This is a genomic window from Deltaproteobacteria bacterium (assembly GCA_016875395.1).
Lineage (GTDB): Bacteria > Myxococcota_A > UBA9160 > UBA9160 > UBA6930 > VGRF01.
In genome coordinates this window covers 1-23,296 of the sequence record VGRF01000003.1, presented here as the reverse complement: position 1 = coordinate 23,296, position 23,296 = coordinate 1, and the positions used below count along the sequence as shown (strand labels likewise).

The window sequence follows — 23,296 nt, the reverse complement described above, 5'->3', positions numbered from 1 at the left end:
CAGCTGTCATGGCCTCCGCTGCGGTCGCGCTCATCGCGCGCTCAGACTGCGAATCGATAGGCGCCGCCGTCGCGCACGATCTTGCCCGCGGTCGGCGTCGCGAAGTGCGTGCCGATGATCAGCACGGGGCGATCCGCGTAGCGCGCGAGGAAGTCGTGGCGCGTTCTCTCTGCGGCGTCGCCGTCGCTGTCCGCGCTGCTGCGCCACTCCGGGTGCGAGCACTGCGCGGGGTGATGCATCAGGTCGCCCGTGATCACCGCCTCCTCGCCGCGCGAGGTGACGTGCACGCTCACGTGGCCGGGCGTGTGCCCGAGCGTCTGCTCGAGCTTCACCTCGTTCGTCACGACGTGATTCGGCGTCACGAGGTCGACCTTGCCCGCCTCGTACACCGGCAGCACCGACTCCTGCACCACGCTGCCGTACTGCGACTGCTCGGTCTTCGACCAGTGCTCGTACTCGGCACGGTTCCACAAGTACCGCGCGTTCTTGAACGTGGGCACCCACTTCCCGTTCTCGAGCGAGGTGTTCCAGCCGACGTGGTCGACGTGGAGATGCGTGCAGAGCACGGTGTCGATCGAGTCCGCGGGGAAGCCGGCCGCGGCGAGGTCCTTCAGGAATGGGCCTTGGCGCTTGTTCCAGTTGGGCACGTTCAGGTTCTTGTCGTTGCCGACGCACGTGTCGACGATGATGCGCTTGCCCTGCGACTCGATCAGCAGCGCGTGGATGCTCATGACGACCTCGCCGGCGTCGGTCGCGAAGTGCGGCTTGCACCACTCCAGCTCGGGCCGCGCGAGGTTCTCGGCGGTGAGGTCGGGCAGGATCCAGGTCGCTTTCCCGGCGACCTCGACCTCGGTGATCTTCGTGATCGTGACGTCGCCAATCTTCCACTTCATCCGAGGTCTCCTGGCTGCTTGTTAGGGGGTGGTGCGCTCGTTCTCGGGGCGAACGACGCGGCCGTAGCGGCCCTGCTGCAAGAGAGGGCTCGCGCAGGTGCCGGGCTTGCGGTCGTAGCTGAGCAGCGCGACCAGCCGGTCGCGCGCGCCGCGGATCTTCGAGACGCAGTGGAGCGAGTGGCGCCCCTGGAAGAGCAGCAGCGTGCCGGGCTCCATCGGCACGCGGCGCACGCGCTGCGACGCGCCGTCGAGGACCGCGCCCACGTCGCCATAACACTCGTCCGCGTCGTTGCGCACGCGCGGCGCGTACAGGAAGTCTCCGCCTTCCTCCGCGGGCACGAGCGCGAGCGAGACGACGAAGTCGGTCTGATCGAAGTGCCACTCGAGCTCGTCGCCGTCGCCCATCACCGCGACGTTGAGCGCGCCGAGCGGGTCTGCGTAGAAGTGCAGCCTCGCTTCGCCGAGGCAGGCGGCGAGGAAGCGCGTGAGCCCGTCCCATTCATAGAGCTGTCGCAGCGCGTGCTCGCGCGGGATCAGGTCGTAGGCGACGGCGCCGACGCGAAACGGGTTCCAGCGCTTGCGCGGGTGATCCGCCGGCCAGTGCTCGGCGGGCAGCTCGAGGTACGGCGTCGCCGCGCCGCGCTGATAGTGCGCGCGCGGCGCGATCTCGCCCGCTTCGCGCTGCATGCGCGCGAGCGCGTCGCGGCGCAGGAAGCCGGGCAGCTCGCAAGCGCCGTCATCCGCGAGCTGCGCGCGGCACTTGGCAACGAGCGCGCGGCCGGCGGGGGAATCGAGTTCGATCACGGGGTATCGCGCGAGGTCGACGAATCTCGCGGGGTCCTCGTGCAGCGCCATCGCGCGAGCGTCACCCAGCGCGAGAGCGCGCGGCAAGGGGCGCGCGGCGTATGCTGCGCCGCCCGACACCCCGAGGTGCGTATGCCGCTCACGTTCACGCCGCTCACCGCCGCGATCGGCGCCGAGGTCGGCGGCATCGACCTGCGCGCGCCGCTCGATCCTGTCACGACGAAAGAGCTGAACGAGGCTTGGCTGCGCCATCAGGTGCTGTTCTTCCGCGATCAGGAGCTGACGCGCGAGCAGCACAAAGCCTTCGCGCGCAACTTCGGCGAGCTGCACGTGCATCCCGTGCTGCAGCAGCTGAAGGACGAGGGGCACCCCGAGATCATCGTGCTCGAGAGCGACGCGAAGCGGCCGTTTCTCGCGGACCGCTGGCACAGCGACGTGACGTTCGAGCACGCGCCGCCGAAGGGCTCGATCCTGCGCGCCGTCGCCGTGCCCGAGACCGGCGGCGACACGCTGTGGGCGAGCATGTACCTCGCGTACGACGGCCTCTCGGACAAGCTGCAGCGCTTCCTCGATGGCCTCGAGGCGTATCACGACCCGGCGCATCACGGCGTGACGGCGAAGGAGCGCGGCGTCGCGATCGAGTCGGCGACGCACCCCGTCGTGCGCCGTCACCCCGAGACGGGGCGCAAGGCGCTGTTCGTGAACTCGGGCTTCACGCGCCACGTCGTGGGCCTGAAGCGCGACGAGAGCGACGCGCTGCTGCGCTTGTTGTTCGCGCGCATCGCCGAGCCCGACATCCAGTGCCGCTTCCGCTGGCGCGCGGGCTCGCTCGCGATGTGGGACAACCGCTGTACGCAGCACCGCGTCGTCGCCGACGCGCGCAGCGAGTACCGCCGCATGGAGCGCGTGGCGCTGATCGGCGACGTGCCGCGGGCATGAGCGAGCAAAGCGTGCGGCGAGACGGATTGGGAGTCGCACGCTGACGCGCGAGCCCGGCGCGCCGCGTCGCTCAGCGACACACACCTTCACGGAGACTGCGATGGCCGACACGCTTCACTACGAGTGGATCCAAGCCGGTGCGCTGCGCTTCGAGGTCGCGACGGCCGGGGATCCCGCGAGCAAGAAGCTCGCGCTGCTCCTGCACGGCTTTCCCGAGTGCGCGTTCTCGTGGCGGCACCAGCTGCAGTTTCTCGCCGAGCGCGGCTACCGCGTGTGGGCGCCGAACCAGCGCGGCTACGGCAACTCCCCGATGCCGCGCGGCGTCGCGAGCTACCGCGTCGACGAGCTCGTCAGCGACGTCGCGAACTTGATCGACGCGTCCGGCGCAGAGAGCGTGCACCTCGCCGGGCACGATTGGGGCGCGATCGTGGCGTGGGAGTTCGCGATGCGTCGCGCGCGGCCGCTCGAGCGGCTCGCGATCTTCAACGTCCCGCACCCCGCGATCTTTCGCGAGCAGATCCGTAACAACAAGACGCAGCGCCGCCGCTCGTGGTACGTCGCGTTCTTCCAGCTGCCGTGGTTGCCCGAGTACATGGTGCGGCGCCGCAACGCCGCGATGATCGAGCGGGCGTTTCGGGGCATGGCGATCGACAAGTCGCGCCTTCCCGACGACGTGATCGACGTCTACCGCGCGAACGCGCTCCGCCCGGGCGGCGCGACCGCGATGATCAACTGGTACCGCGCCGCGGGCCGCAGCTTCGGCGCCGAAGTCGCGACGCCCGTCATCGAGACGCCGACGCTGATGGTGTGGGGCGAGGAAGACAGCGCGCTCGGCAAGGAGCTCACGTACGGCACCGAGCGCCACGTGAAGGACCTGACGCTGCGCTACCTGCCGCAGGTCTCGCACTGGGTGCAGCAAGAGGCGCCGGAGCGCGTGAACGAGATTTGGGGCGCGTGGCTCGATGGGCGCGAGGTTCCGGGGAACACGCGCTGACCTTTCGCCGCGATCGCCGACGTGCGAAAGGGGAGCGCGATGGCCGTTTCACGAACCGAGGACCAGCTCGAAGCGCTGAAGACGGGCGACCCCACCGAGCGGCTGGCGCTCGTGTCGCTGTTCGCGGTGCGCGATGCAGCGGCGTGGCCGGCGTTCCTCGCGGCGCACGACGGGGCCGCGAAGGCGAGCATGGGCGCGCGCGCGTACTTCGGGCGCGTCGAAGCGGTGCTCGTGGGAACGGCGTCGCGCTTCGACTTCATCGCGATCGACGAGTTCCCTTCGCGTGAGCTCGCCGCGGAGTCGCTGCGCCTCGAGAACCCGCACGCGAAGGACGCGCTCGCCGAGGCGGTCACGCTCGTCGTGCGACCGCGCCGCGCGCCGGCGCTCGCGCTTGCGGCGATGCGGCTCGCGGCGCGCATCCGCGGGCGAGGCGAGGGCGCGCAGAAGCGACCGCTCACGGACGCGCCGCAAGGCGACGCCGCAATCGAGCCGCCGCATCGCGAGCTCGAGGCGTTCCTCTCCGCGCAGCCGAGTGCGCCGCTCGTCATGCTCAATCTGAATCGCCACCGCGAGCGCGCGAGCTACGCGAATCCCGCAGAGGCGCGTGGCGACGCGAGCGTGAGCGGCAAGGCGGCCTACGCGCGCTACGGCGCGAACACGCTGCCATTCGTGCTGCGCCGCGGACGCGGGCCCGTGTTCCTCGGCGAGCCGATCGGCCTCGCGGTGGGCGATGCGGGCCACGCGCTCGCCGGGCCGTGGCACGAGCTGCTGCTCGTCCACTACCGCGAGCGCAGCGGCATGCTCGACATGCTCACGGCCGCCGACTACCAGGCGGGCCTCCCGCATCGCAACGCGGGCCTCGAGCGCGCCGCGCTGATCGCGACATCGCCGGCGTAACCGCACCGCAGGTTCGAGCGTGCCCCCGCGGTTCGTCGCGCTACGCCGCGCTGCGCTTGGCCGCCCAGTCCTTCGCGCGAACGAACTGGATCGACTTCGGGTCGCGGCGCAGTGTCGGCGCCGGGTCTCGCAGCAGCGCTTCAGCCTCGGCGCGATCGGCGGCGGTGAAGTCGCGCACGAGGGTGCAGAACTCGACCATGATCCCGTTCGGGTCGTTCGTGTACACGGACACGCACCAGTCGTGATCGATCTCCATCACGTCGCAGCCGTGCGCCAGCCAGCGCTCCTTGCGGCGCGCGAGGTCGTCGAGGCCGTCGGCGGAGAAGGCGAGGTGGTTCACGCCGGGCGGCAAGCCCTGGCCGCGCGAGATGTCGGCGCTCCAGTCACCGAGCGACGGATCGTGGAGGTCCCAGAACGCGATCATTTGGTCTCGCGCAGAGCCCGTCGAGTAGAAGAGATGCTTCGCCCAGCCCTTGCCCATCTGCGCGACTTCCACCTTCACCAGCTCGAAGCCCATCGCCTCCGTGTAGAAGCGGTGGTTGGCCTCGACGTCCTTGGTCGCGAACGCCAAGTGGTGAACGCCCATTGCGGTTCCTCCGAATGCGCCCCGAAACGAGCCTACTCCAACAGCGGCGGAGCTCGGGGTGTGAATGAGGCCACAGCGGAAGCGAGCCCTCGAAGCGGCGGCATTCACGGGTTCTTCATCGATTGCCGAGCGCGCGCGCGTAGGGTTCGCGCGGGGGCAGGAGCGGGCGATGCGGTGGCTCGGGTGGGCGGCGCTGGCGGTGTTCACTTCGGCGAGCGCGGCGCTCGCGAGCCCGCCGGCTCAGGCATCCATCCCCGCAATCCCCGAGCCAGAGGCGCTCGCGTTGTTCCTGCTCGGCGCGAGCGTCGTCGGCGTCGCGATCCGGCGGCGCCAACCGTGAACGCTCGCGCCACTGATTAGGCTCGCTCGCCGAGCCCTTCAGAATTCGCGCCGCCCCTCTTGACCGGCTCGCCCGAGCTGGTCGACCGTCCGCCCTCCATGACTGCGCCCGCGCCCGCCATCCCGACGCAGCCCGAGTTCTCCCGCGCCCGCACGAACTACTCCGTGGCGCTGCTGATCGTCGTCTACACGTTCGCGTTCATCGATCGCAACATCGTGAACGTGCTCTTGCAGCCGATCTCCGAGGAGTTCGACCTCACCGACACGCAGCTCGGCTTCTTCGGCGGCACCGCGTTCGGGATTTTCTACGCGATCCTCGGCGTGCCGATCGCCTGGGTCGCCGATCGTGTGCCGCGCAAGCGCATCATCGCCGCGGCGCTCGCGTTCTGGAGCCTCTTCACGGCGCTTCAGGCGGTTGCGACGGGCTTCATCAGCCTCGCGATCGCGCGCGTGATGGTCGGCGTCGGCGAAGCGGGCTGCAGTCCGCCCGCGCACTCGATCGTCTCGGACATGAACGAGCCGTCGCGCCGCGCGCGCGCCCTCGCGACCTACGCCTTCGGCATCCCGATCGGCGGCGCGCTCGGCGTGCTGATCGGCAGCGTCGTCCGCGAGTTCGCCGGCTGGCGGGAGGCGCTGCTCGTCGTCGGCCTCCCAGGGATCGTGCTCTCGGTGATCGTGCTGCTCACGCTGCCCGAGCCGACGCGCGGCTACTGGGAAGGCGGCGCGAGCGCGCGCAAGCAAGGACCCCAAGAATCGCTGACGGTCGTGTTCCGCTTCCTCTCGCAGCTCCCGTCGTTCTGGCACCTCGCATTCGCAGGCGCGCTGCACGCGTTCTACGGCTATGGCGCCGCGAGCTTCAGCCCCGTCTTCTTCGAGCGCAGCCACCAGATGGAGCCGCTGCAGTACGGCTACTACGCCTCCGCGATCGGCCTAACGACCGGCGTGCTCGGCACCTACCTCGGCGGCTGGCTCGGCGACCGCTACGGCGCGAGGGACGTGCGCTCCTACCCGCTCGTACCGGGCATCGGCAGCGTGCTCACGGTGCCGGTCGTGTTCGCGGTCTACCTCGCGCCGAGTCCCGAGCTCGCGCTGCTCATCTCGCTCTTCTCGTCCGTCGCGAGCGGCCTCTACCTCGGCCCCACCTTCGCGATGACGCAGGCGATCGTGCCGGTGCGCATGCGCGCGCAAGCCGCCGCGATCATGCTGCTCGTGCTCAACCTGATTGGCCTCGGCCTCGGCCCGCAGTTCGTGGGCTGGCTCTCGGACATGCTGAAGCCCGCCTACGGCATCGAGTCCGTGCGCTGGGCGCTGCTCTCGACGATCGCGGTCGGCGCCGGCTGGAGCGCGATCCACTACTGGTACGCGTCGCGCACGCTGGGTCGCGACCTCGAGGCGCAGAAGGCGATGGCATAGGCGCGGCATCACGCCGGCCGGAAGTTCACCACCGTCCCGCCCTCGACGTCCTCGTACGCCGCTTCGAGTCGCATGCCCACGCGCACCTTCGCGAGGTCGCAGTCGACGAGGCGTGCGACACAGCGCGGACCTTCGTCGAGGTCGACGATCGCGACGACGTATGGCGCGAGCTTCGCGAGCGCGGGCACCATGCCGGTGCGGTCGATCGTGAACGAGTGCAGCGAGCCGCGGCCGCTCGCGGTCTGCCACGTCCAGTCCGTGCCGAGGCACGTGGGGCAGTGGCTGCGCGGGTAGAAGAAGAAGCCGTCGCGCGGGCAGCGCTGCATCGCGAAGCGCCGCTCGCGCGCCGCATCGAAGTGCGGGCGCGTGGTGGGATTGACGAGCGGCAGCGGGCGACCGCTCGCGTCATGCCTCGTTCCCATTTCTTACGAGCTCCGCTCGGCTGTTTGGTTGCGGCTGACTGGCTGTGTAGGAGGGAGCCCGCCTCGCTGCGCGCGGCCTGCGACGCTTGCGCGTCGTTGGGCCGCTTGCCGGGCGTCGAGGAGTTGCGTCGGCATCGCTCATGCTCCCTGGAAGATCAGCGCGACTTGCTCGGCCATCATGCCGCCGGTGCCGTTCGCGTACGCGACGTCGCACTTCTTGAGCTGGCGCGCGCCGGCGCGGCCCTGCACTTGGCGCACGGATTCGGTGAGGTGGCCGAGGCCGCCGGCCATGCCGGGCTGACCGCAGCCGAGCTGACCGCCGTGTGTGTTGAGCGGGAAGTCGCCGTCCCAGCGCAGCGAGCGCTCCGTCACGAAGCGTTCGCCTTCGCCCTTGCCGCAGAAGCCCGCGTTCTCGAGCGTCACGAGCACGGTGATCGTGAAGCAGTCGTAGGGCTGCACGATGTCGACCGCGCTGCGCGCCACGCCCGCCATGCGGAACGCGCGCTCGGCCGCGACGTGAATCGGGTTGTCGAGCAGGTCGGGCGCGTAGGTGATCGACTTGTGCGTGAGGTGCTCGCCGAATCCGGCGACGAACACCGGCCGGTGTTTCGTGCGCTTCGCTCGCTCGGCAGTCGTCAGGACGAGCGCGCCGCCGCCGAAGCACGGCATCACGATCTCGAGCAGCTTCAGCGGATCACAGATCATCCGCGACTGCATCACGTCTTCCACCGTGATCGGCTTGCCGTAGAACATCGCGTCGGGGTTGAACTGCGCGTTGTAACGCTCGTCGGCCGCGATCTTCGCGAGCGTCTCCTCGCGCAGGCCGTAACGCGCCATGTAGCGCTGCGCGACCATCGCGTAGCTCGGCACCGCCGCGACGAGGCCCGCGGGAATCTCGAACGCACCCTGCGGTGAGCCCCACGCGTCGCCGCCGAGGTAGATGGGAAAATCCATCTTGCCGCGCGCGGCTCCATCGGGTCGCGGCGGCATCACGCTCGGGCAGATCACGAGCACCGTCTCGCACGCGCCCACTTCGATCGCGGCCGCCGCGCGCCACAGCATGCCCGCCGGCGTCGCGCCGCCGAGGTCCACCACCTCCGCGAAGTTCGCGCGCACCCCGAGATACTCCGCCGCCGCGCTCGGCCCGAACAGCGGCGACTCGTAGATCGCGCCGAGGCACAGACCGTCCACCTCGCGCTTCTCGATGCCCGCATCGGCGAGCGCGAGCGCCGCGAGCTCCGCGCACGCCTCGAGCGAGAACATCGGGCGCGACCACACGCGCTCCGGCTTCCACTCGGCGATGCCGACGACTGCAGCGTGCTGCTTTCCCATGCGCGTGCTCCCCACGCGATGAAAGCACAGCGAGCTGCGCAGCGCGCTCACGGTGTCGCGCTTGCGTCAGACCCCAGGAGCGGCGCCGCGATGTCGCTCCGCCTACGTGTCGAGCTCGTCGTCTGCCGCGCCGGCCTTCAGCCGCTGCTCGAGCTCTTCGAGCCGCCGCTCGAGCTCGCCCATGCGCTGTTCGAGGCGCTCGCGCAGCTCGGGGAGATCGCGCTCCATCCAGCCCATCGCGCGCGGCGGTACGAGCGGCTCGCCGCTGAGCGTCGCCGCGAGCTTCGCGGGCTTGCCCTCGCGCACGACCTCGAGCGCCAGCTCGCTGTCCTTCTCCGCGCCCATCACCTGCCGGATCACGTCGCGCGTCGCGCGCACCGGCTCGCCTCCGATCGCGACGATCACGTCTCCCACGCGCACGCCGGCCTTCTCCGCCGCGCTGTCCTCGGTCACGCGCACCACGAGCACGCCGCGATCCTCGGGCGCGCGCATGAACTCGCGCAGCTCGGGCGTCATGTCCTGCAGCTGCACGCCGAGGCGGCCTTGCGTGGGGATGAAGCGCTCGAAGAAGAGGCCCTCTCGATCGCGACCCGGGTGATGCGGATCGGCGGATGCACTCGCGGCGGCGAGCAGGGCGAAGGCGAACGACGCGGCGATGCGGTTGCGCATGGCGATTCCTCCACGCGCTGGGAACCCCGCTCGCCGCCGCGGGTTCCGCGTCGCGAGGGTCAGCGCCGTCTGCGTCGCAGCGCGGCGAGGAGCGGCAGCGCGAGCGCGAGCTCGGGGCCGATGCCGCAGCCGGTCGCGGCGTACTCCTCGGAGGCGTCGAGGCCGTTCGCACAGCCGAGGTCGGCGGGATAGTCCGCACGGCCGTCCGCGTCGTTGTCGAGCGCGTCGTAGCAAGCGGCCGGCGCGAGGCTCTTCACCGCCGCGTCGACCTGGATGCGCGGGCGCACGAGGTTGTTTGCGCCAGCCCGCGTGTCGACGAGCGGACGCCCCGTGCTCTGCAGGGCCGAGACGAGTGTCGCGAGCGGCGCGTTCGGCGCTGCCTGCCGCAGCACGGCGAGCGCGCCCGAGACCTGAGGCGTCGCCATCGAAGTCCCTGTCGAGTAGCTCTGGCCACCGCCGGGCGCGGCGGAGCGCACGGTCACGCCCGGCGCGAGGAAGTCGAGCTGCGCTCTCGCGTTGGACTTCGCCCAGATCGCATCGTCGTCGTGCGTCGCGCCGACGGCGATCGCGGCGTCGATGCACGCGGGCGCGTTCAGTGCGGCCGTGAAGCTGTCGTTGCCGGACGCCGCGACGGGCGCGACGCCCGCGGCGGCGAGCGCGAGCAGCGCGGCCTTGGTCGCGGGGTTCGCGGACTCACAGCTCGATCGCGACGTGAAGCGCCCGCTGCCGAAGCTCATGTTCGCCGCGACGAGCGGCAGCGAAGCGCGCAGCGTGAGCACGTGATCGAGGCCGACGAGGATGTCGCTCGGCCACGCCAGCGCGCACGGGTCGTAGCCGGTGCCCGCGCAGTCGGTGCCCGTGAAGCGCGAGAAGATGCGGATCGAGACGAGCTGCGCGCCGGGCGCGACGCCCTGATAAATCGCGTGCTCACCGGCGGCGATGCCCGCCACGTGCGTGCCGTGAAAGCAGCTGCCCGCAAAGCCGCACTCGTCACCGGCGCCTGGCCCGATCTGAGTGGTCTGCCCGTTCGGGCAGTCGCCGTTCGCCGAGAAGCACGCCTCCGCGACGATGCGGCCTGCGAAGAACGGGTGCGTGCGATCCACGCCCGTGTCGAGGATCGCAATCGCCGCACCCGTGCCCGCGAAGCCTGCGTCGACCACAGCGGTCGCGCCGATCACGGGCGCGGTGCTGTCGAGCGTCGGAGCCGCGAGGGCGGCGTCGCTCGTCAGCGAGATCACCTCGGGCGCAGCCGCCAGCGCGCGCAGCTCTGCGGCGCTCGCCTCGAGCGCGACGGCGTCGAAGTGCGTGTAGCGGCGCACGTCGCTCGCGCGTGCCGCCGTGCGCGCGAGCGCGGCGTCCTGGCGCGCGCGCCGCTGCCAGCGCGCCGCCGCCGGCGCGAGCTGCACGATCACGCGCACGCGACCCGCGGCGAGCGCGTCCTGCTCGAGCTGTGCGGGCAGCTTCGCGCGCGCGTGCGCCGCTCCCGCACACGCGAGTGCGAGCAGAAGCGCGAGCGAGGGGCGAGAGCGATAGCGCGTCACGCGGAGCTCCGGGTGGGAGCGAGGCTACGCCTCCCCGCGGCTGGCGGAGCCTCGTGCTCCTCGAATGCGAGCGCCCGCAACCCCCGCGCAAGCCGCGCGCAGCCCCGTTGTTAGGCGCCGCCGATCACGCCCGCTTCGCGCAGCGCGCGGAGCTCGCTCGCCCCGAGCCCGAGCTCCGCGAGCACCGCGCTCGTGTGCTCTCCGAGCCGCGGCGCCGGCGCGGCAGGCACATGTGGCGCCGCGTCGAAGCGCGCTGCGGGGCGCACCTCGCGGATGCGCGTGCCGCCTTGCAGCTCGCGCTCGAACAGCGTGCCGTTCGCGCGCACCTGCGGGTCCTCGTGCAGCTCCGCGAGCTCGCGCACGATGCCGACGGGCACGTCGTGCGCGTCGAGGCGCGCCTCGATCTCCGCGCGCGTGAGCTTCGCCGCGGCCGCCGGGACGTCGCGCTGAAAGAGCGCGCCGATCTCGGCGAGATGCTGCATGCGCAGCGCCACCGTCGCGAAGCGCGGGTTGCTCGCGGCCTCGTCGAGCCCGAGCGCGCGGCACAGGCCCTGGAACTCGGCGTCGCTGAGCGCGCCGGGGGAGGCGAAGCCGTCGGCCACGCGCAGCATTCCATAATTGCTCCCGATCGGCGGCTGCCGCGTCACGCCGTCGCCGAGCATCATCACGTCGGCGGCGGCGTCGGGCCAAAGGAAGGCGACCGCGGCGTCGAGCATCGACAGCTCGACGTGCCGGCCCTGGCCGTCGCGCCCGCGCCCGATCAGGGCGGCGCAAATCGCCTGCGCGGCCGTCAGGGAGGTGAGCTTGTCGCAGGCGAGCTGCTTCAGCAGCGAAGGGTCGCCCGCGGCGCCCTGCACCGAGGCGAGCCCGGAGTACGCCTGCACCACGTTGTCGTAGACGCGCTTCTTCGCGTACGGGCCGCTCGCGCCGAAGCCGCTGATCGAGACGTGGATGAGGCGCGGGTTCGCCGCGTGCAGCGCGTCCCAGCCGATGCCCATGCGGTCCACCACGCCAGGGCGGAAGTTCTGCACGAACACGTCGGCGCGCTGCACCAGCTTCACGAGCAGGTCGCGACCGCGCGCATCGGCGAGGTTCAGCGCGACGCCGCGCTTGCCGCGGTTCACCACGTGAAACATCCCCGAGACGCCGGCGCGGTTGCTGCCGACGTGGCGCAGAATGTCGCCGCCCGCGAGCGGCTCGACCTTGATCACTTCGGCGCCTTGATCCGCGAGGATCGTCGTGGCGAGCGGCCCCGACACGACCGCGGAGCAGTCGACGACGCGGATGCCGGAGAGCGGAAGAGCTGCGGACATCGAGCCTCCAAGGTGGACGCGAGCGGACGGAAGCGACCACGCGCGGGCGCGAGCGTGCGCGGCAGCGGGGACGTTCCGCAAGAAAGTAAAGCAGCGCGTCGTTGACTTCGTTGCGGAACGTCCCCGGTTCTGCGCCCCTCGCTCCTCAGGGCGCCGGCCTCGCCCGCAACTCCGCCTCAAGGCCCGCGCGCTTCCTTACGTATGATGCGAAGCCATGTCCGACGCCGCGCGCGACCTGCTCCGCTTCATCGACGCATCGCCCACGCCCTATCACGCCGTGGCGGAGGCGAGTCGCAGGCTCGAGCGCGCGGGGTTCACGCGCGTCGCGGAGACCGAGGCGTGGGCGCTCGCGCCCGGCGCGCGCCACTACCTCGTGCGCAGCGAGTCGTCGCTGCTCGCGTTCGAGGTGGGCGAGGCGCCGCTTGCCGACGCCGGCTTTCACGCGATCGGCGCGCACACGGACTCGCCGAATCTGCGCGTGAAGCCCGCGCCCGACATCACCGCGCACGGCCTGCGCCAGCTCGCGATCGAGCCGTACGGCGGGGTGCTGCTGCACACCTGGCTCGACCGCGACCTCTCGCTCGCGGGCCGCGTCGTGCTCGCGACGGCGAGCGGCCTGCGCAGCGTGACCGTCGACTTCGCGCGCCCGCTGCTGCGCATCCCGAATCTCGCGATCCATCTGCAGCGCGAGACGAAGACCGAGGGGCTGAAGCTGAACGAGCAGACGCACCTCGTGCCGGTGCTCGGCCTCGAGGGCGCGCCGCCGCTCGCGGAGCTCGTGGCCTCCGAGTTGCGCGCGCAGGGGCACGGCGACGCCACTGCGAGCGCGATCCACGGCTTCGACCTGATGCTCTACGACACGCAGTCGAGCTGCGTCTCCGGCGCGCGCGGCGAGTTCCTGCACGCGCCGCGCCTCGACAACCTCGCCTCGTGTCACGCGGCGCTCTCCGCCCTAACAAGCGCGCAGCGCGCGCCGCTGCCGGCGTTCAGCCGTGTCGTCGTGCTGTACGACCACGAAGAGGTCGGTTCGCGCAGCGCGCAGGGGGCGCAGAGCGGGCTCCTCGCGGACACGCTCGCGCGCATCGAGAGCGCCGCGAAGAGCGGCGGCCCGCAGGGCTTCGCGCGCGCGATGGCGCGCTCGCTGCTCGTGAGCGCCGACATGGCGCATGCAGTGCACCCGAATTACTCGGATCGCCACGAGCCGGGCCATCGCCCGAAGCTCGGCGGCGGGCCCGTGCTCAAGGTGAACTCGAACCAGAGCTACGCGAGCGACGCCGTCACGCTCGGGCACTTCACCGCGCTCTGTCGCGCGCGCGGCATCGATCCTCAGCACTTCGTCGCGCGGAGCGATCTCGGCTGCGGCTCCACGATTGGCCCGATCAGCGCCGCGCGCGCCGGCATCCGCACCGTCGACGTGGGCTCGCCGATGCTCTCGATGCACTCGTGCCGCGAGATGGCCGCGGTCGCCGACGTCGAGCCGATGATCTCCGTGCTGCGCGGCTTCTTCGAGACCGCGCTCGATCTCGCGTGATGAGAGATTTCGCAGCGAGCGAGCAGAAGATGCGCGCCGCGGGCCTGCCGGACCTCGCGATCCGCGCGTTCCGCCGCAACTTCGAGTCGCTCTTGGCCGGCGACAACGGAACCCTCCCGAAGCGCGACATCGACGCCGTCGCGGACGTGCCGCAGTTCGAGGAGACGCCCGCGCTGCGCAAGGCCGGCGAGGACGCGCTGCCGCACGCGGTCGTGATCAAGCTCAACGGCGGCCTCGGCACGACGATGGGGATGACGCAGGCGAAGTCGCTCCTGCCCGTGAAGAACGGGCTCACGTTTCTCGACGTGATCGCGCTGCAGATCCGCGCGCTCGCGGAGCGCACGCGCGTCGCGGTGCCGCTCGTGCTGATGAACAGCTTCCGCACGCAGGCGGACTCGCTCGCCGCACTCGCGAAGCACGGGCAGCTGTCAGGCGCGCTCGCGCCCGACTTCATGCAGCACAAAGTGCCGCGCCTGCTCGCGAGCGATCTCTCGCCCGTGTCGTGGCAGCAAGAGCCCGAGCACGAGTGGTGCCCGCCCGGCCACGGCGACCTCTACACCGCGCTCGTCACGTCGGGCTCGCTGGAGCGCATGCTCGCGCGCGGCCTCCGCTACGCGTTCGTCTCGAACAGCGACAACCTCGGCGCGGCCCTCGACCTCGGCTTGTTAGGGTGGTTCGCGTCGAGCGGCGCGCCGTTCGCGATGGAAGTGAAGCGCCGCGCCGAGGCGGACAAAAAGGGTGGTCACCTCGCGCGCACGAAGAACGGTCGCCTCGCGCTGCGCGAGACGGCGCAGTGCCCGAGTGCGGCCGACGAGGTCGCGAACTTCCAGGACACCGCGCTCCACAAGTTCTTCAACACGAACAACCTGTGGATCGACCTGCGCGCCCTCGCGCGCGCGCTCGACGAGAACGGCGGTGTGCTGCCGCTCCCGTTCATCCGCAACGAGAAGAACGTCGATCCGCTCGACGCGACCTCGCCGAGAGTGATCCAGCTCGAAACCGCGATGGGCGCTGCGATCGCGTGCTTCGAAGGCGCCCGCGCGATCCAAGTGCCCGCGCACCGCTTCGCGCCCGTGAAGAGCACCGGCGACCTGCTCGCGATCCGCAGCGACGCCTACGTCCTCAGCGACGACTACCGCGTCCTGCCCGCGCCGGGCGGACCCGGCGATCAGCTCGTGGTCGACCTGGATCCCACGTACTTCAAGCGCGTCGACCAACTCGACGCGCGCACGCCGCACGGGCCGCCGAGCTTGATCCGAGCGAGGCGCCTGACAGTTCGCGGGGACTACACGTTCGCGAAGGGCGAGGTATGCGAGGGAGAGTGCAGGATCAGCAGTTAAACGCGGCGGCTCGTTCTGAAATAGGATGGTGCCAAGGTGGCGATGCAGGGACCTGCCAAGCGTCTGGTTCTAACGGCACTGGATGGTAGCGCCGCTGCGGTGCTCCCGGGAGTCGTGTTGCTGTTCGACGAACCTCAGATCGGGTTCGCATGCCTCGCTGTCCTAGCCACATCCGTCTACGGCATCTGGGTCGCACGGTCGGCCTGGGCGGATGCGGAACGCCATCGAGCAATGTCCGTCGAGTGGATGGCGCCCTTCATCGCGGTCTCAGGCATCCTCGGAGCAATCGCATCGGACACTCGGATCGCACGCGAACTCGACGAAGCTCTGATCGCAATCCCCGCAATCGTTGCTCTTGGGCGAGTAGTGGCAGAGCGTTGGTTAACGGCCGCTGACCTGAGCGCGGTGCGGATTCACCTCCAAGAATGGCCCCGCCGGCACGCGACGCCGATCGCTGTCTCACTGCTTTCCCTGCTCGTTGCGGTCGCCGTGATCGGCGCTGTGATGGGGCTCTACCTCGATCCGCGGCGGGATACGAGTGAGGCCGTGAATAGCCTCTTGTCTCGAGGTGAGCGCGGCGTGGCCGGCAGCGCGGACGCCCTGCCTGACGATGTCGAATGGAAGTCCCAACACCCGGCTTTAGCCGAAGGAATGAAGCGCGTCGCTGCGGAGCGCCTCGAAGCGCAATGCCTGACAGTGCGAGCCTATCGGGCAAAGTGGCTTCAAATCGACACGGAGCGCCTCGAACAGGCGCGGAAGGCCTGCGCTGATCATGAGAAGGCTGCCGCAACGGAACGGTCAATCGCGGCGCGGCGCGATGCAGAGGAGAAGCGGAAGCAAGAGGAGCGGGACAAGCACGAGGCCGAGTTCATGGCCACCAACTGGGCGATCGAAGCACAGCAGCGACTGCAAGGACTTGAGCCGGGCGTAGATGCTCCGATCTCGGTGGCGCATCTGTATGCGGCGTGGGTACAGGGGACGGACCTGCAGCGAGCAGCGATCGCGGATGCGCTCAACCCACTGCGCGTCGTGTGGACGGCCGAGGTTCGGTCCGTCACTGAGTTGCGCGAGCATTCGTCGTTCGCCAGGACATACCAGCGCACGGGATGGAGGCTTTTTGCAACCGCCGACTGCAGGCCGAACGAGGGCTGCAACGCGACAGTCGTTTGCGATTTCCCGCTGCCTCAGGCAGCCGTTCTCGCCGACCTGGCGGTCGGCGAAGCCGTCCAGGTCGAGGGTTCGCTGACCAGCGCATCGCTGGTTGGGTCCGAGCTGACTGCCACGCTCGGAGACTGCACACTGCCATGACTTCGGTCGCGCAATGACCCTCGAAGACTCGCTACGAGTGCTCGGGATTGCGCCGGGCGCATCGAAGGAGGTGGCACGCGCGGCCTACCTCGCGAGAGTTCCCCAATACCACCCCGACAAGGTGGCTGCGCTCGGCGTTGAGCTTCAAGACCTCGCGGGAGAGAAGACGAAGCAGATCAACGAGGCATATCGGATCGTCCTCGCAGCAGCTGCTGCTACCGGCAGAGTTCCCAGTCCTCTGAAGGCCAGCGAGCCGCCGGAGGACCTCAGTTCGGCTCCGTCCGCTTCCGCATCGGACCCCCGCCAGTCTACTTCGATGGCCGACACTGCCTGGTGGGGCTTCATCTCCTTCCTTCTCGAAGGAATGCGCCGAGCTCCGATCATTCCAGTCGCTCTGGTCGGCTGGTGCGGTGTCGAGCTGTTCAGTGCCGACTACGAACCTCCCGCGCCCGGTCCCCCAGTTACTACGCCTACAACGACGCTGGAGTACACGCCTTCCGACTCCGAGCATGCGCCCGCGCCTCGTGGCTCCATCGCCCTCCCGGACCTCGACCTGAGCGACGGAGTCCTGGCGCCTTCTCCCTCGGCATCCCCGTCGTCGCCACTGGATCCAGCGATGGGGCAAGTGGCGTCTGCCTGGCGGTCAGACCTGGCTTGGACTCGCCCGGATCATGCACCGAATGGCGCAACCTGGCCGTACTCATCCGGCTACATCGCCGGGTACGAGCGGCTCAACGCGAGCGGGCTCGCGAGCATCACAATCGACAACACTCGGAACGAAAGCGACGTCCTCCTGAAGGTCGTGAGCCTCGACGCAGGCGAACCCCTTGCCGTTCGAGTGGTGTTCATTCGCGCACGCGACAGCCTCAAGATTCGAAGCATCGACCGAGGCCGATACGACATCCGTTACCGCGACCTCGACTCCGGCGCGATCTCGAAGTCAGACTCGTTCGACATCGTCCAAATCGAAGATGCCGATGGCACTCGCTACAGCGACCTCACGATTACCCTCTACAAGGTCGAGCACGGGAACATGCACACAGTGCGAATCCCCGAGTCCGAGTTCTAGGAGAATCGATGGACTACAGCCGCATCATTACGATCGAGCCCGGCAAGCGCGGCGGGAAGCCGTGCATCCGCGGTATGCGCATTACCGTGTACGATGTGCTCGATTATCTCGCGTCGGGAATGACCGAAGCGGAAATCCTCGAAGACTTCCCGGACCTGACGGCTGATGACATCCGCGCGTGCCTCGCCTTCGCGGCCGATCGCGAGCGCCGGCTGGTCTCGATCTCCGCGAAGTGAAGCTGCTAATCGATCACAACCTGTCGCACCGCCTCGTTGCGCGCCTCGCGGATGCGTTTCCCGACTCCATGCATGTTCGCCACATCGGGCTTGAGCGCTCCGGTGACATCGAGATCTGGGAGTTCGCTCGCTCGAACCACCTCGTCATCGTTTCCAAGGATGCGGACTTCCACCAGTTGAGCTTCACGCTCGGTCATCCGCCCAAGGTCGTTTGGATCAAGCGCGGGAACTGCTCGACGCGCGAAGCGGAGCGATTGATTCGGCGCGCACGAGCCGAGATCGAGGCGTTCGAGGGAGACCTCGAAGCGTCGTTCCTCGTAGTGGAATGACGCGCTCGACCTAGTTGATCCGCATCACCACCGGCCGCAACGCTTCGATGCTCTCGCGCACGGCGTCCGCGTCCTCCGCCTTCGGCTCGAGCGCGAGGTACTTCTCGAAGTCCGCGAGCGCGGGGCCGTAGCACTCGAGGCGCGCGTAGAGGGCGCCTCGGTCGCGGTGCTCCGTCGCGATCTCGGGCGCCAATAACAAGATGCGGTCGCACAGGCCGATCGCCTTCAGCCATTCCTCTTTGCCGAGGTGGATGTGCTTCAGGTTCGAGCACATGCGCACGAGCGTGGCGCGCGTGTTCGCGGGGCGCAGGAAGATCTGGTCGAGCTTCGTCTTCGCGCCGAGCGCGGCTTGCAGGCGCTCCGTCGCTTCGATGTCGCCGACGAGCTTGAAGTGGAACGGGTCGCCGAGGATCGGGGGCTCGTCGTGCGTGCGAACCAGGAAGTGCGACGGGAAGGGCACGCCTTGCAGCGGGACGCCGCAGCGCGCGCCGACTTCGATCGCGACGATCGCGAGCGTGATCGGGATGCCGGTGCGGCGCGCGATCACCTGCGAGAGGTCGCTGTTGCGCGGGTCGCCGTACTCGGCGCGGTTACCGAAGTAGCCGCAGTCGCGCTGCAGGAAGCGCAGCAGCAGCTCGAGCCGCGTTCCGGCGGGGCCGTCGGCGGGCACGCGCTTTCTCGCGTCGTCGCCGAGGCGGTCGAGCTCGGCGAACGCCTTCGGGGGATCGACCCGCGCGAACTCGGCGGCGAGCGCGAGCGCGCCCTCCGCGAGCCCGACCGCGTCGTTCGCGCGCAGCTTCGCGGCAAGGGCCTGGAAGCGTTCGCTCGGCGGGTTCGCGTCGTCCATCGCGCGGAGTAAACGCGCGGCGCGCGACCCGCGCAACGCGGCGCGGTGTGCACGTACGTCCCCAGTGCGCGCTTTGGTGCACGTACGTCCCCGGTGCGCGGAGATGTGCACGTACGTCCCCTGTGCGCGCTTTGGTGCACGTACGTCCCCGGTGCGCGCTTCTCGCCTACAGTCGCGCGCCTCATGCGGCCCCTGATTCGACACGAGATTGCAGGCGTGCCCGTCGCGGACATCGCGCGGGATCACGGAACCCCCACTTACGTCTATGACGCGGCCACGATCGCGGCGCGCGTCGCCGAGCTGCGCGCGTTCGACGTCGTGCGCTACGCGCAGAAGGCGAACTCGAACCTCGCGGTGCTCGATCTCGTGCGGCGCGGCGGCGCGCTCGTCGACGCGGTCTCCGCGGGCGAGATCCATCGCGCGCTGGCCGCGGGCTACGCGGCGACCGGCGATCCCGCGCCGATCGTCTACACGGCCGACGTGTTCGACCGCGAGTCGCTCGACGTGATCGCCGAGTACGGCATCGCGGTGAACTGCGGCTCGACGGACATGCTCGCCCAGTACGCGGAGCGCGTTCCGGGCGGCGAGGTGACGCTGCGCGTGAACCCGGGCTTCGGGCACGGGCACAGCAAGAAGACGAACACGGGCGGCGAGCACTCGAAGCACGGCATCTGGCACGAGGAGCTGCCGCGCGCGCTCGAGATCGCGGCCCGTAACAACTTGCGCGTGTCGGGTCTGCACCTGCACATCGGCAGCGGCGCGGACCTCGAGCACCTCGCTCTCGTCGCGGGCGCGGCAGAGCAGCTCGCGAGCGTGGTCGGCGCGCAGCTGCACACGCTGAGCGCCGGCGGTGGGCTCCCGATCCCGTATCGCGCGGGCGACGTGCGCCCCGACATCGGCGGCTACTTCCGCATCTGGGACGCAGCGCGCAAACGCGTCGAGTCGAAGCTCGGCTGCCGCATCTCGCTCGAGATCGAGCCGGGCCGCTACATCGTCGCCGAGGCGGGCTACCTCGTCGCCGAGGTACGCGCGGTGAAGCAGATCGCGTCGCGCACCTTCGTCTTGCTCGACGCCGGCTTCAACGTGCTCGCGCGCCCGGTGATGTACGGCTCCTATCACCCGATGTCGCTCGCACCGAGCGATGCCACGCCGCGCGCCGAGCGCGACGTCGTCGTCGGCGGCCCGCTCTGCGAGAGCGGCGACATCTTCACGCAGGAAGAAGGCGGCGTCGTCCGCACGCAGCGCCTCCCCGAAGCGCGCGTCGGCGACTGGGTCGTCATCGAGTGCGCCGGCGCCTACGGCTTCGCGATGTCGAGCAACTACAACAGCAAACCCCGCCCCGCCGAAGTCCTCGTGAAGAGCGGCAAGGCGCTCCTCACCCGCGCCCGCGAAACCAGCGCCGACATGCTCCGCGGCGAAGTGATCCCGCCGGAGTAATCAACACCGTACCGAGCCCCGAACGAGAGACCGCCGACGCCCAGCCCCAAAGCGTGACGCGCCGAGGCAACGCCAGAACAACCGCGAAGTCGAACGCCACGACCCAGCACGTCGGCCGAGACCGCAAGCGAAGCGCGCAGCAAACCGCGGAGTCTTCGACGCGGTTTGCGAAGTAAACAAGAAAGCCGGCGAGCGCCCCGAAACCGCAAAACGCCCCGCCTACCACTCCTTCCGCTTATCGCCCCCATGACTCGGAATCTTCGCGAGCCGGTGCGCGAGCGAGCGGATGAAGCGCAAACCGATCGCGGGGTTCGCGGTGATGAAGCGCTCGAGCTCCGCGGCGTTCAGCACCACCGCCCACACCGGCCCGGCGGCGTGCATGCTCGCGGTGCGCGGCATCGAGGTGAGCGTCGCGACTTCGCCGAGGAACGAGCCCTCGCGCTCGACCCGTGCGAGCTCGCGGCCTGCGCGCGAGACCGTGACGTGGCCCTTGAGCAGCAGGAAGGCGTAGTAGCTGTGCTCGCCCTCGGCGCACATCTGCTCGCCGTCCTCGAACTTCACGAAGTACGAGCGCAGCGCGGGGCGCTTGCAAAGGTCGATCAGCAGTGGGTCGACGAGCGACTCGATCAGCTGCGTGAGCGCGGTGTCGTCGACGTTGTTGCGCCGGCTCGCGGCGAACGTGGTCGACTCGAACGACCAGCCCGCGACGGCTGCGTTCACCCGCACGAGCACCTCGGCCACGCTGCCCGGGCGCCGCGTGGGATCGAGGTAGAGCATGCTCATGATCACGTCTTCGAGCTCGGGCGAGCAGGTGAGGCGGCGCTCGCTCAGCTGCGGCAATCCGTAGATCGCGTCTTCGCCGCCGGTCCGTAACAAGTCCTCGCGCTCGGCGAGGTTGAGCCCCGCGGCGAAGGCCCAGGCGGTGGCGCCGAGGCCCCAGAGGTCGGTGCGCAGGTCGTACTGGTCGAAACGCTCGCCGCGCTGCTCGGGCGCCTGATAGCCGCGCGTGCCCACGCTGAACGGAAGTAGGCCGCGGCTGATGCGCGACGCCTGCGAGACGCCGAAATCGGTGAGCACGTAGCCGCCGCGCCCGTCGAGCAGCACGTTGGCGGGCTTGATGTCGAGGTGGAGCAGCGAGGCGCGGTGCGCGACATCGAGCGCGGAGAGCAGGTCGCCGAGCAGGCGCCACACCTGATCCTCTTCCGCGGGGCCGGCGAGCGGCATGTGCTCGCGCAGGCTGCCTTCCGGGAAGTACTCCATCACCACGAACGCGGGCAAAGCGTCGAGCCGCCAGTCGTACACGCGCGGGATGCGATCGTGCTGGATCGCGAGCAACGCCGAGAGCTCGCGGCGCGCGAGGTCCGAGGACGCGCCCTTCGAGTCGCCGAGGATCTTCACCGCGACGCGCTCGGGCGGGCTGTCGTCGCGCCGGCGGTCGTGGTCGAGGCAGCGCGCGAAGAACACCGAGCCGAACGAGCCCTTGCCGAGGCGCTTGATCAGCCGGTAGCGAAAGCGCGCGCGCAGCTCGCTGCCGAACGTCGGCATCCCCGACTTCGCTTCGCCCGCCTCTGGCGAGGTCGCTTCGCTGCTGCCCTCGGGCTTCACGCGCACCCCCAACGCGTTCGTTGCGGAGGAACCGCCCGCGCCCTTGAGGCGCCCGAGGCGGGGCGAGGCCGTCAGCGACCGACGCTCGAGGGCGTCCCCGCTTCTCCGCCTCGGCCGCGGCCTCGGCGCGAATCTGCGCATTCCTTGCGCATTCGCTCTTGCTCCGACGGTGGGGCGCTTGTACCTAGCCGCCACTTCGGCGTAGGGAGGTGAGCATGCCGGTCAGTCCCGATCTTCTGCGCGAGCTCTGCTCGCGCACACTCGACAGCACGAACTTCAGTGGCCTGGGAACGCGCATCGAGGGCAAGGTGCGCGACAGCTACGTCGACGAGAAGCGGCGCACGATCGTGGTCTCGGACCGCGTGAGCTGCTTCGACGTCGTGGTGGGCACGATCCCGCTGAAGGGGCAGGTGCTCAACCAGATGGCCGCGTTCTGGTTCGAGAAGACGCGCGAGATCGCGCCGAACCACCTCGTTTCGGTGCCCGATCCCTCGGTCTCGATCGTACGCGAGGTGAAGATCCAGCCCGTCGAGTTCGTGACGCGCGCGTACCTCACCGGCGTCACTTCGACCTCGATCTGGACCGCGTACTCGAAGGGCGCGCGGGAGTACTGCGGGCATCGCTTGCCCGAGGGCATGACGAAGCACCAGAAGCTGCCGCAGGCGATCGTCACGCCCACCACGAAGGCGGAGAAAGGCGAGCACGACGAGCTCACCTCGCGCGCCGAGATCATTCGCCGCGGCGTGATGAGCGCCGCGCTCTACGACGAGGCCGAGGCGCTCGCGCTGAAGCTGTTCGCCGCGGGCAGCGCGTGGGCCGCGAGCCGCGGGCTGATCCTCGTCGACACGAAGTACGAGTTCGGCCTCGACGACACGGGCCGGCTCACGGTCGCGGACGAGATCCACACGCCCGACTCGTCGCGGTACTGGTATCTCGACACGTACGAGCAGGCGATGCGCGAGGGCGCGGACCCGAAGGCGCTCGACAAGGAGTACGTGCGGCGCTGGTTCGTGAACGAGCGCGGCTACAAGGGCGAGGGCCCGCCGCCGCCGCTGCCCGACGACGTGCGCATCGAGGCCGCGCGCCGTTACATCGAGTCGTTCGAGCAGCTCTCGGGCCGCGCGTTCGTGCCCGACACGAGCGATCCGATCGCACGCATCCAGCGCAACCTCGGCCTGTAAGCGCGCGCATGAGCGAGCAGCGCCCGGGCGACGGCATCACGCCCGCGTACTCGAACTACGTCCTCGCGCTGCTGTTCGTCGCCTACGTCTTCAACTTCATCGACCGCCAGATCCTCGGGATCCTGCTCGACTCGATCAAGCAGGACCTCGCGCTCAGCGACACGGTGATGGGCCTGCTCACGGGCACGGCGTTCGCGGTGTTCTACGCGACGCTGGGGCTGCCCATCGCGCGGCTCGCCGACAAGTGGGTGCGCCGCTCGATCATCGCGCT

24 protein-coding genes are annotated in these 23,296 nt (G+C 69.8%); 14 read left to right on the top strand and 10 right to left on the bottom strand.

The features are described from left to right. Positions 1-41: 41 nt before the first annotated feature. Both FJ091_03495 and FJ091_03490 read right to left on the bottom strand, forming a co-directional pair. Positions 42-893 carry an MBL fold metallo-hydrolase gene (locus FJ091_03495; GenBank protein ID MBM4382414.1) on the bottom strand — a complete coding sequence of 284 codons (852 nt, stop codon included), beginning with the start codon at positions 891-893 and terminating at the stop codon, positions 42-44. A 21-nt stretch (positions 894-914) separates the two neighbouring features. Next, a complete protein-coding gene (locus FJ091_03490; GenBank protein MBM4382413.1) occupies positions 915-1,748 on the bottom strand; it encodes a hypothetical protein in 834 nt (277 codons plus the stop codon). A gap of 81 nt (positions 1,749-1,829) precedes the next feature. Here FJ091_03490 and FJ091_03485 point away from each other — a divergent pair, with 81 nt between their 5' ends. From FJ091_03485 to FJ091_03475, 3 genes are all read left to right on the top strand, one after another. Beyond that, complete coding sequence (locus FJ091_03485) at positions 1,830-2,636, top strand: TauD/TfdA family dioxygenase (protein ID MBM4382412.1); 807 nt, start codon at positions 1,830-1,832, stop codon at positions 2,634-2,636. 100 nt (positions 2,637-2,736) lie between these two features. After that, entirely contained in the window at positions 2,737-3,630 is an 894-nt protein-coding gene (locus FJ091_03480; protein MBM4382411.1) for an alpha/beta fold hydrolase, read from the top strand. Between the two features lie 39 nt (positions 3,631-3,669). Continuing rightward, a complete protein-coding gene (locus FJ091_03475) occupies positions 3,670-4,527 on the top strand; it encodes a hypothetical protein (protein ID MBM4382410.1) in 858 nt (285 codons plus the stop codon). Between the two features lie 40 nt (positions 4,528-4,567). Here the strand turns inward: FJ091_03475 and FJ091_03470 are convergent, their stop codons facing one another. Then, positions 4,568-5,113, bottom strand: a complete 546-nt coding sequence (locus tag FJ091_03470) for a VOC family protein (GenBank protein ID MBM4382409.1) — start codon at positions 5,111-5,113, stop codon at positions 4,568-4,570. Between the two features lie 169 nt (positions 5,114-5,282). On the opposite strand from FJ091_03470, the gene FJ091_03465 reads away from it, so the two are divergent. Further along, entirely contained in the window at positions 5,283-5,453 is a 171-nt protein-coding gene (locus tag FJ091_03465) for a PEP-CTERM sorting domain-containing protein (GenBank protein ID MBM4382408.1), read from the top strand. Between the two features lie 98 nt (positions 5,454-5,551). After that, on the top strand, positions 5,552-6,865 hold the full coding sequence (locus FJ091_03460; GenBank protein MBM4382407.1) for an MFS transporter: 1,314 nt from the start codon (positions 5,552-5,554) through the stop codon (positions 6,863-6,865). A gap of 8 nt (positions 6,866-6,873) precedes the next feature. On the opposite strand, the gene FJ091_03455 is transcribed toward FJ091_03460, so the two are convergent. The 5 genes from FJ091_03455 to FJ091_03435 all read right to left on the bottom strand — a co-directional run bounded on the left by FJ091_03455 (position 6,874) and on the right by FJ091_03435 (position 12,142). Further along, positions 6,874-7,287, bottom strand: coding sequence for an OB-fold domain-containing protein (locus FJ091_03455; protein MBM4382406.1), 414 nt, complete (start codon positions 7,285-7,287; stop codon positions 6,874-6,876). A gap of 138 nt (positions 7,288-7,425) precedes the next feature. Further along, a complete protein-coding gene (locus tag FJ091_03450; GenBank protein MBM4382405.1) occupies positions 7,426-8,619 on the bottom strand; it encodes a thiolase family protein in 1,194 nt (397 codons plus the stop codon). A 102-nt stretch (positions 8,620-8,721) separates the two neighbouring features. Then, a complete protein-coding gene (locus FJ091_03445; GenBank protein ID MBM4382404.1) occupies positions 8,722-9,288 on the bottom strand; it encodes a PDZ domain-containing protein in 567 nt (188 codons plus the stop codon). Between the two features lie 59 nt (positions 9,289-9,347). Next, positions 9,348-10,829 (bottom strand): S8 family serine peptidase, encoded by a 1,482-nt coding sequence (locus FJ091_03440; protein MBM4382403.1) that lies wholly within the window; start codon positions 10,827-10,829, stop codon positions 9,348-9,350. A 110-nt stretch (positions 10,830-10,939) separates the two neighbouring features. After that, entirely contained in the window at positions 10,940-12,142 is a 1,203-nt protein-coding gene (locus FJ091_03435; GenBank protein ID MBM4382402.1) for a CoA transferase, read from the bottom strand. A gap of 214 nt (positions 12,143-12,356) precedes the next feature. On the opposite strand from FJ091_03435, the gene FJ091_03430 reads away from it, so the two are divergent. The 6 genes from FJ091_03430 to FJ091_03405 are packed head-to-tail and all read left to right on the top strand — an operon-like array spanning position 12,357 to position 17,955. After that, positions 12,357-13,673 carry a M18 family aminopeptidase gene (locus tag FJ091_03430; GenBank protein MBM4382401.1) on the top strand — a complete coding sequence of 439 codons (1,317 nt, stop codon included), beginning with the start codon at positions 12,357-12,359 and terminating at the stop codon, positions 13,671-13,673. After that, entirely contained in the window at positions 13,673-15,013 is a 1,341-nt protein-coding gene (locus FJ091_03425) for a UTP--glucose-1-phosphate uridylyltransferase (GenBank protein ID MBM4382400.1), read from the top strand. The genes FJ091_03430 and FJ091_03425 overlap by 1 nt, the downstream gene beginning before the upstream one ends. A gap of 36 nt (positions 15,014-15,049) precedes the next feature. Further along, positions 15,050-16,321, top strand: a complete 1,272-nt coding sequence (locus FJ091_03420; protein MBM4382399.1) for a hypothetical protein — start codon at positions 15,050-15,052, stop codon at positions 16,319-16,321. Positions 16,322-16,334: 13 nt separating this feature from the next. Continuing rightward, positions 16,335-17,390 carry a hypothetical protein gene (locus tag FJ091_03415; GenBank protein MBM4382398.1) on the top strand — a complete coding sequence of 352 codons (1,056 nt, stop codon included), beginning with the start codon at positions 16,335-16,337 and terminating at the stop codon, positions 17,388-17,390. Between the two features lie 8 nt (positions 17,391-17,398). Next, on the top strand, positions 17,399-17,626 hold the full coding sequence (locus FJ091_03410) for a DUF433 domain-containing protein (protein ID MBM4382397.1): 228 nt from the start codon (positions 17,399-17,401) through the stop codon (positions 17,624-17,626). Continuing rightward, positions 17,623-17,955, top strand: coding sequence for a DUF5615 family PIN-like protein (locus FJ091_03405; protein ID MBM4382396.1), 333 nt, complete (start codon positions 17,623-17,625; stop codon positions 17,953-17,955). The genes FJ091_03410 and FJ091_03405 overlap by 4 nt, the downstream gene beginning before the upstream one ends. Before the next feature lie 10 nt (positions 17,956-17,965). Here FJ091_03405 and FJ091_03400 read toward each other — a convergent pair whose 3' ends face one another. Further along, positions 17,966-18,802 (bottom strand): tetratricopeptide repeat protein, encoded by an 837-nt coding sequence (locus tag FJ091_03400; GenBank protein MBM4382395.1) that lies wholly within the window; start codon positions 18,800-18,802, stop codon positions 17,966-17,968. Positions 18,803-18,985: 183 nt separating this feature from the next. Here FJ091_03400 and lysA point away from each other — a divergent pair, with 183 nt between their 5' ends. Continuing rightward, positions 18,986-20,239: a diaminopimelate decarboxylase gene (gene lysA / locus FJ091_03395; GenBank protein ID MBM4382394.1), complete on the top strand. Its 1,254-nt coding sequence runs from the start codon at positions 18,986-18,988 to the stop codon at positions 20,237-20,239. 219 nt (positions 20,240-20,458) lie between these two features. On the opposite strand, the gene FJ091_03390 is transcribed toward lysA, so the two are convergent. Further along, positions 20,459-21,844 (bottom strand): protein kinase, encoded by a 1,386-nt coding sequence (locus FJ091_03390; protein ID MBM4382393.1) that lies wholly within the window; start codon positions 21,842-21,844, stop codon positions 20,459-20,461. A 215-nt stretch (positions 21,845-22,059) separates the two neighbouring features. Here FJ091_03390 and FJ091_03385 point away from each other — a divergent pair, with 215 nt between their 5' ends. After that, the gene (locus FJ091_03385) at positions 22,060-23,025 is read left to right on the top strand and encodes a phosphoribosylaminoimidazolesuccinocarboxamide synthase (GenBank protein MBM4382392.1); all 966 of its coding nucleotides are present in this window, start codon (positions 22,060-22,062) and stop codon (positions 23,023-23,025) included. Positions 23,026-23,033: 8 nt separating this feature from the next. Then, a partial coding sequence (locus FJ091_03380; protein ID MBM4382391.1) for an MFS transporter occupies positions 23,034-23,296 on the top strand: 263 nt, incomplete at its 3' end.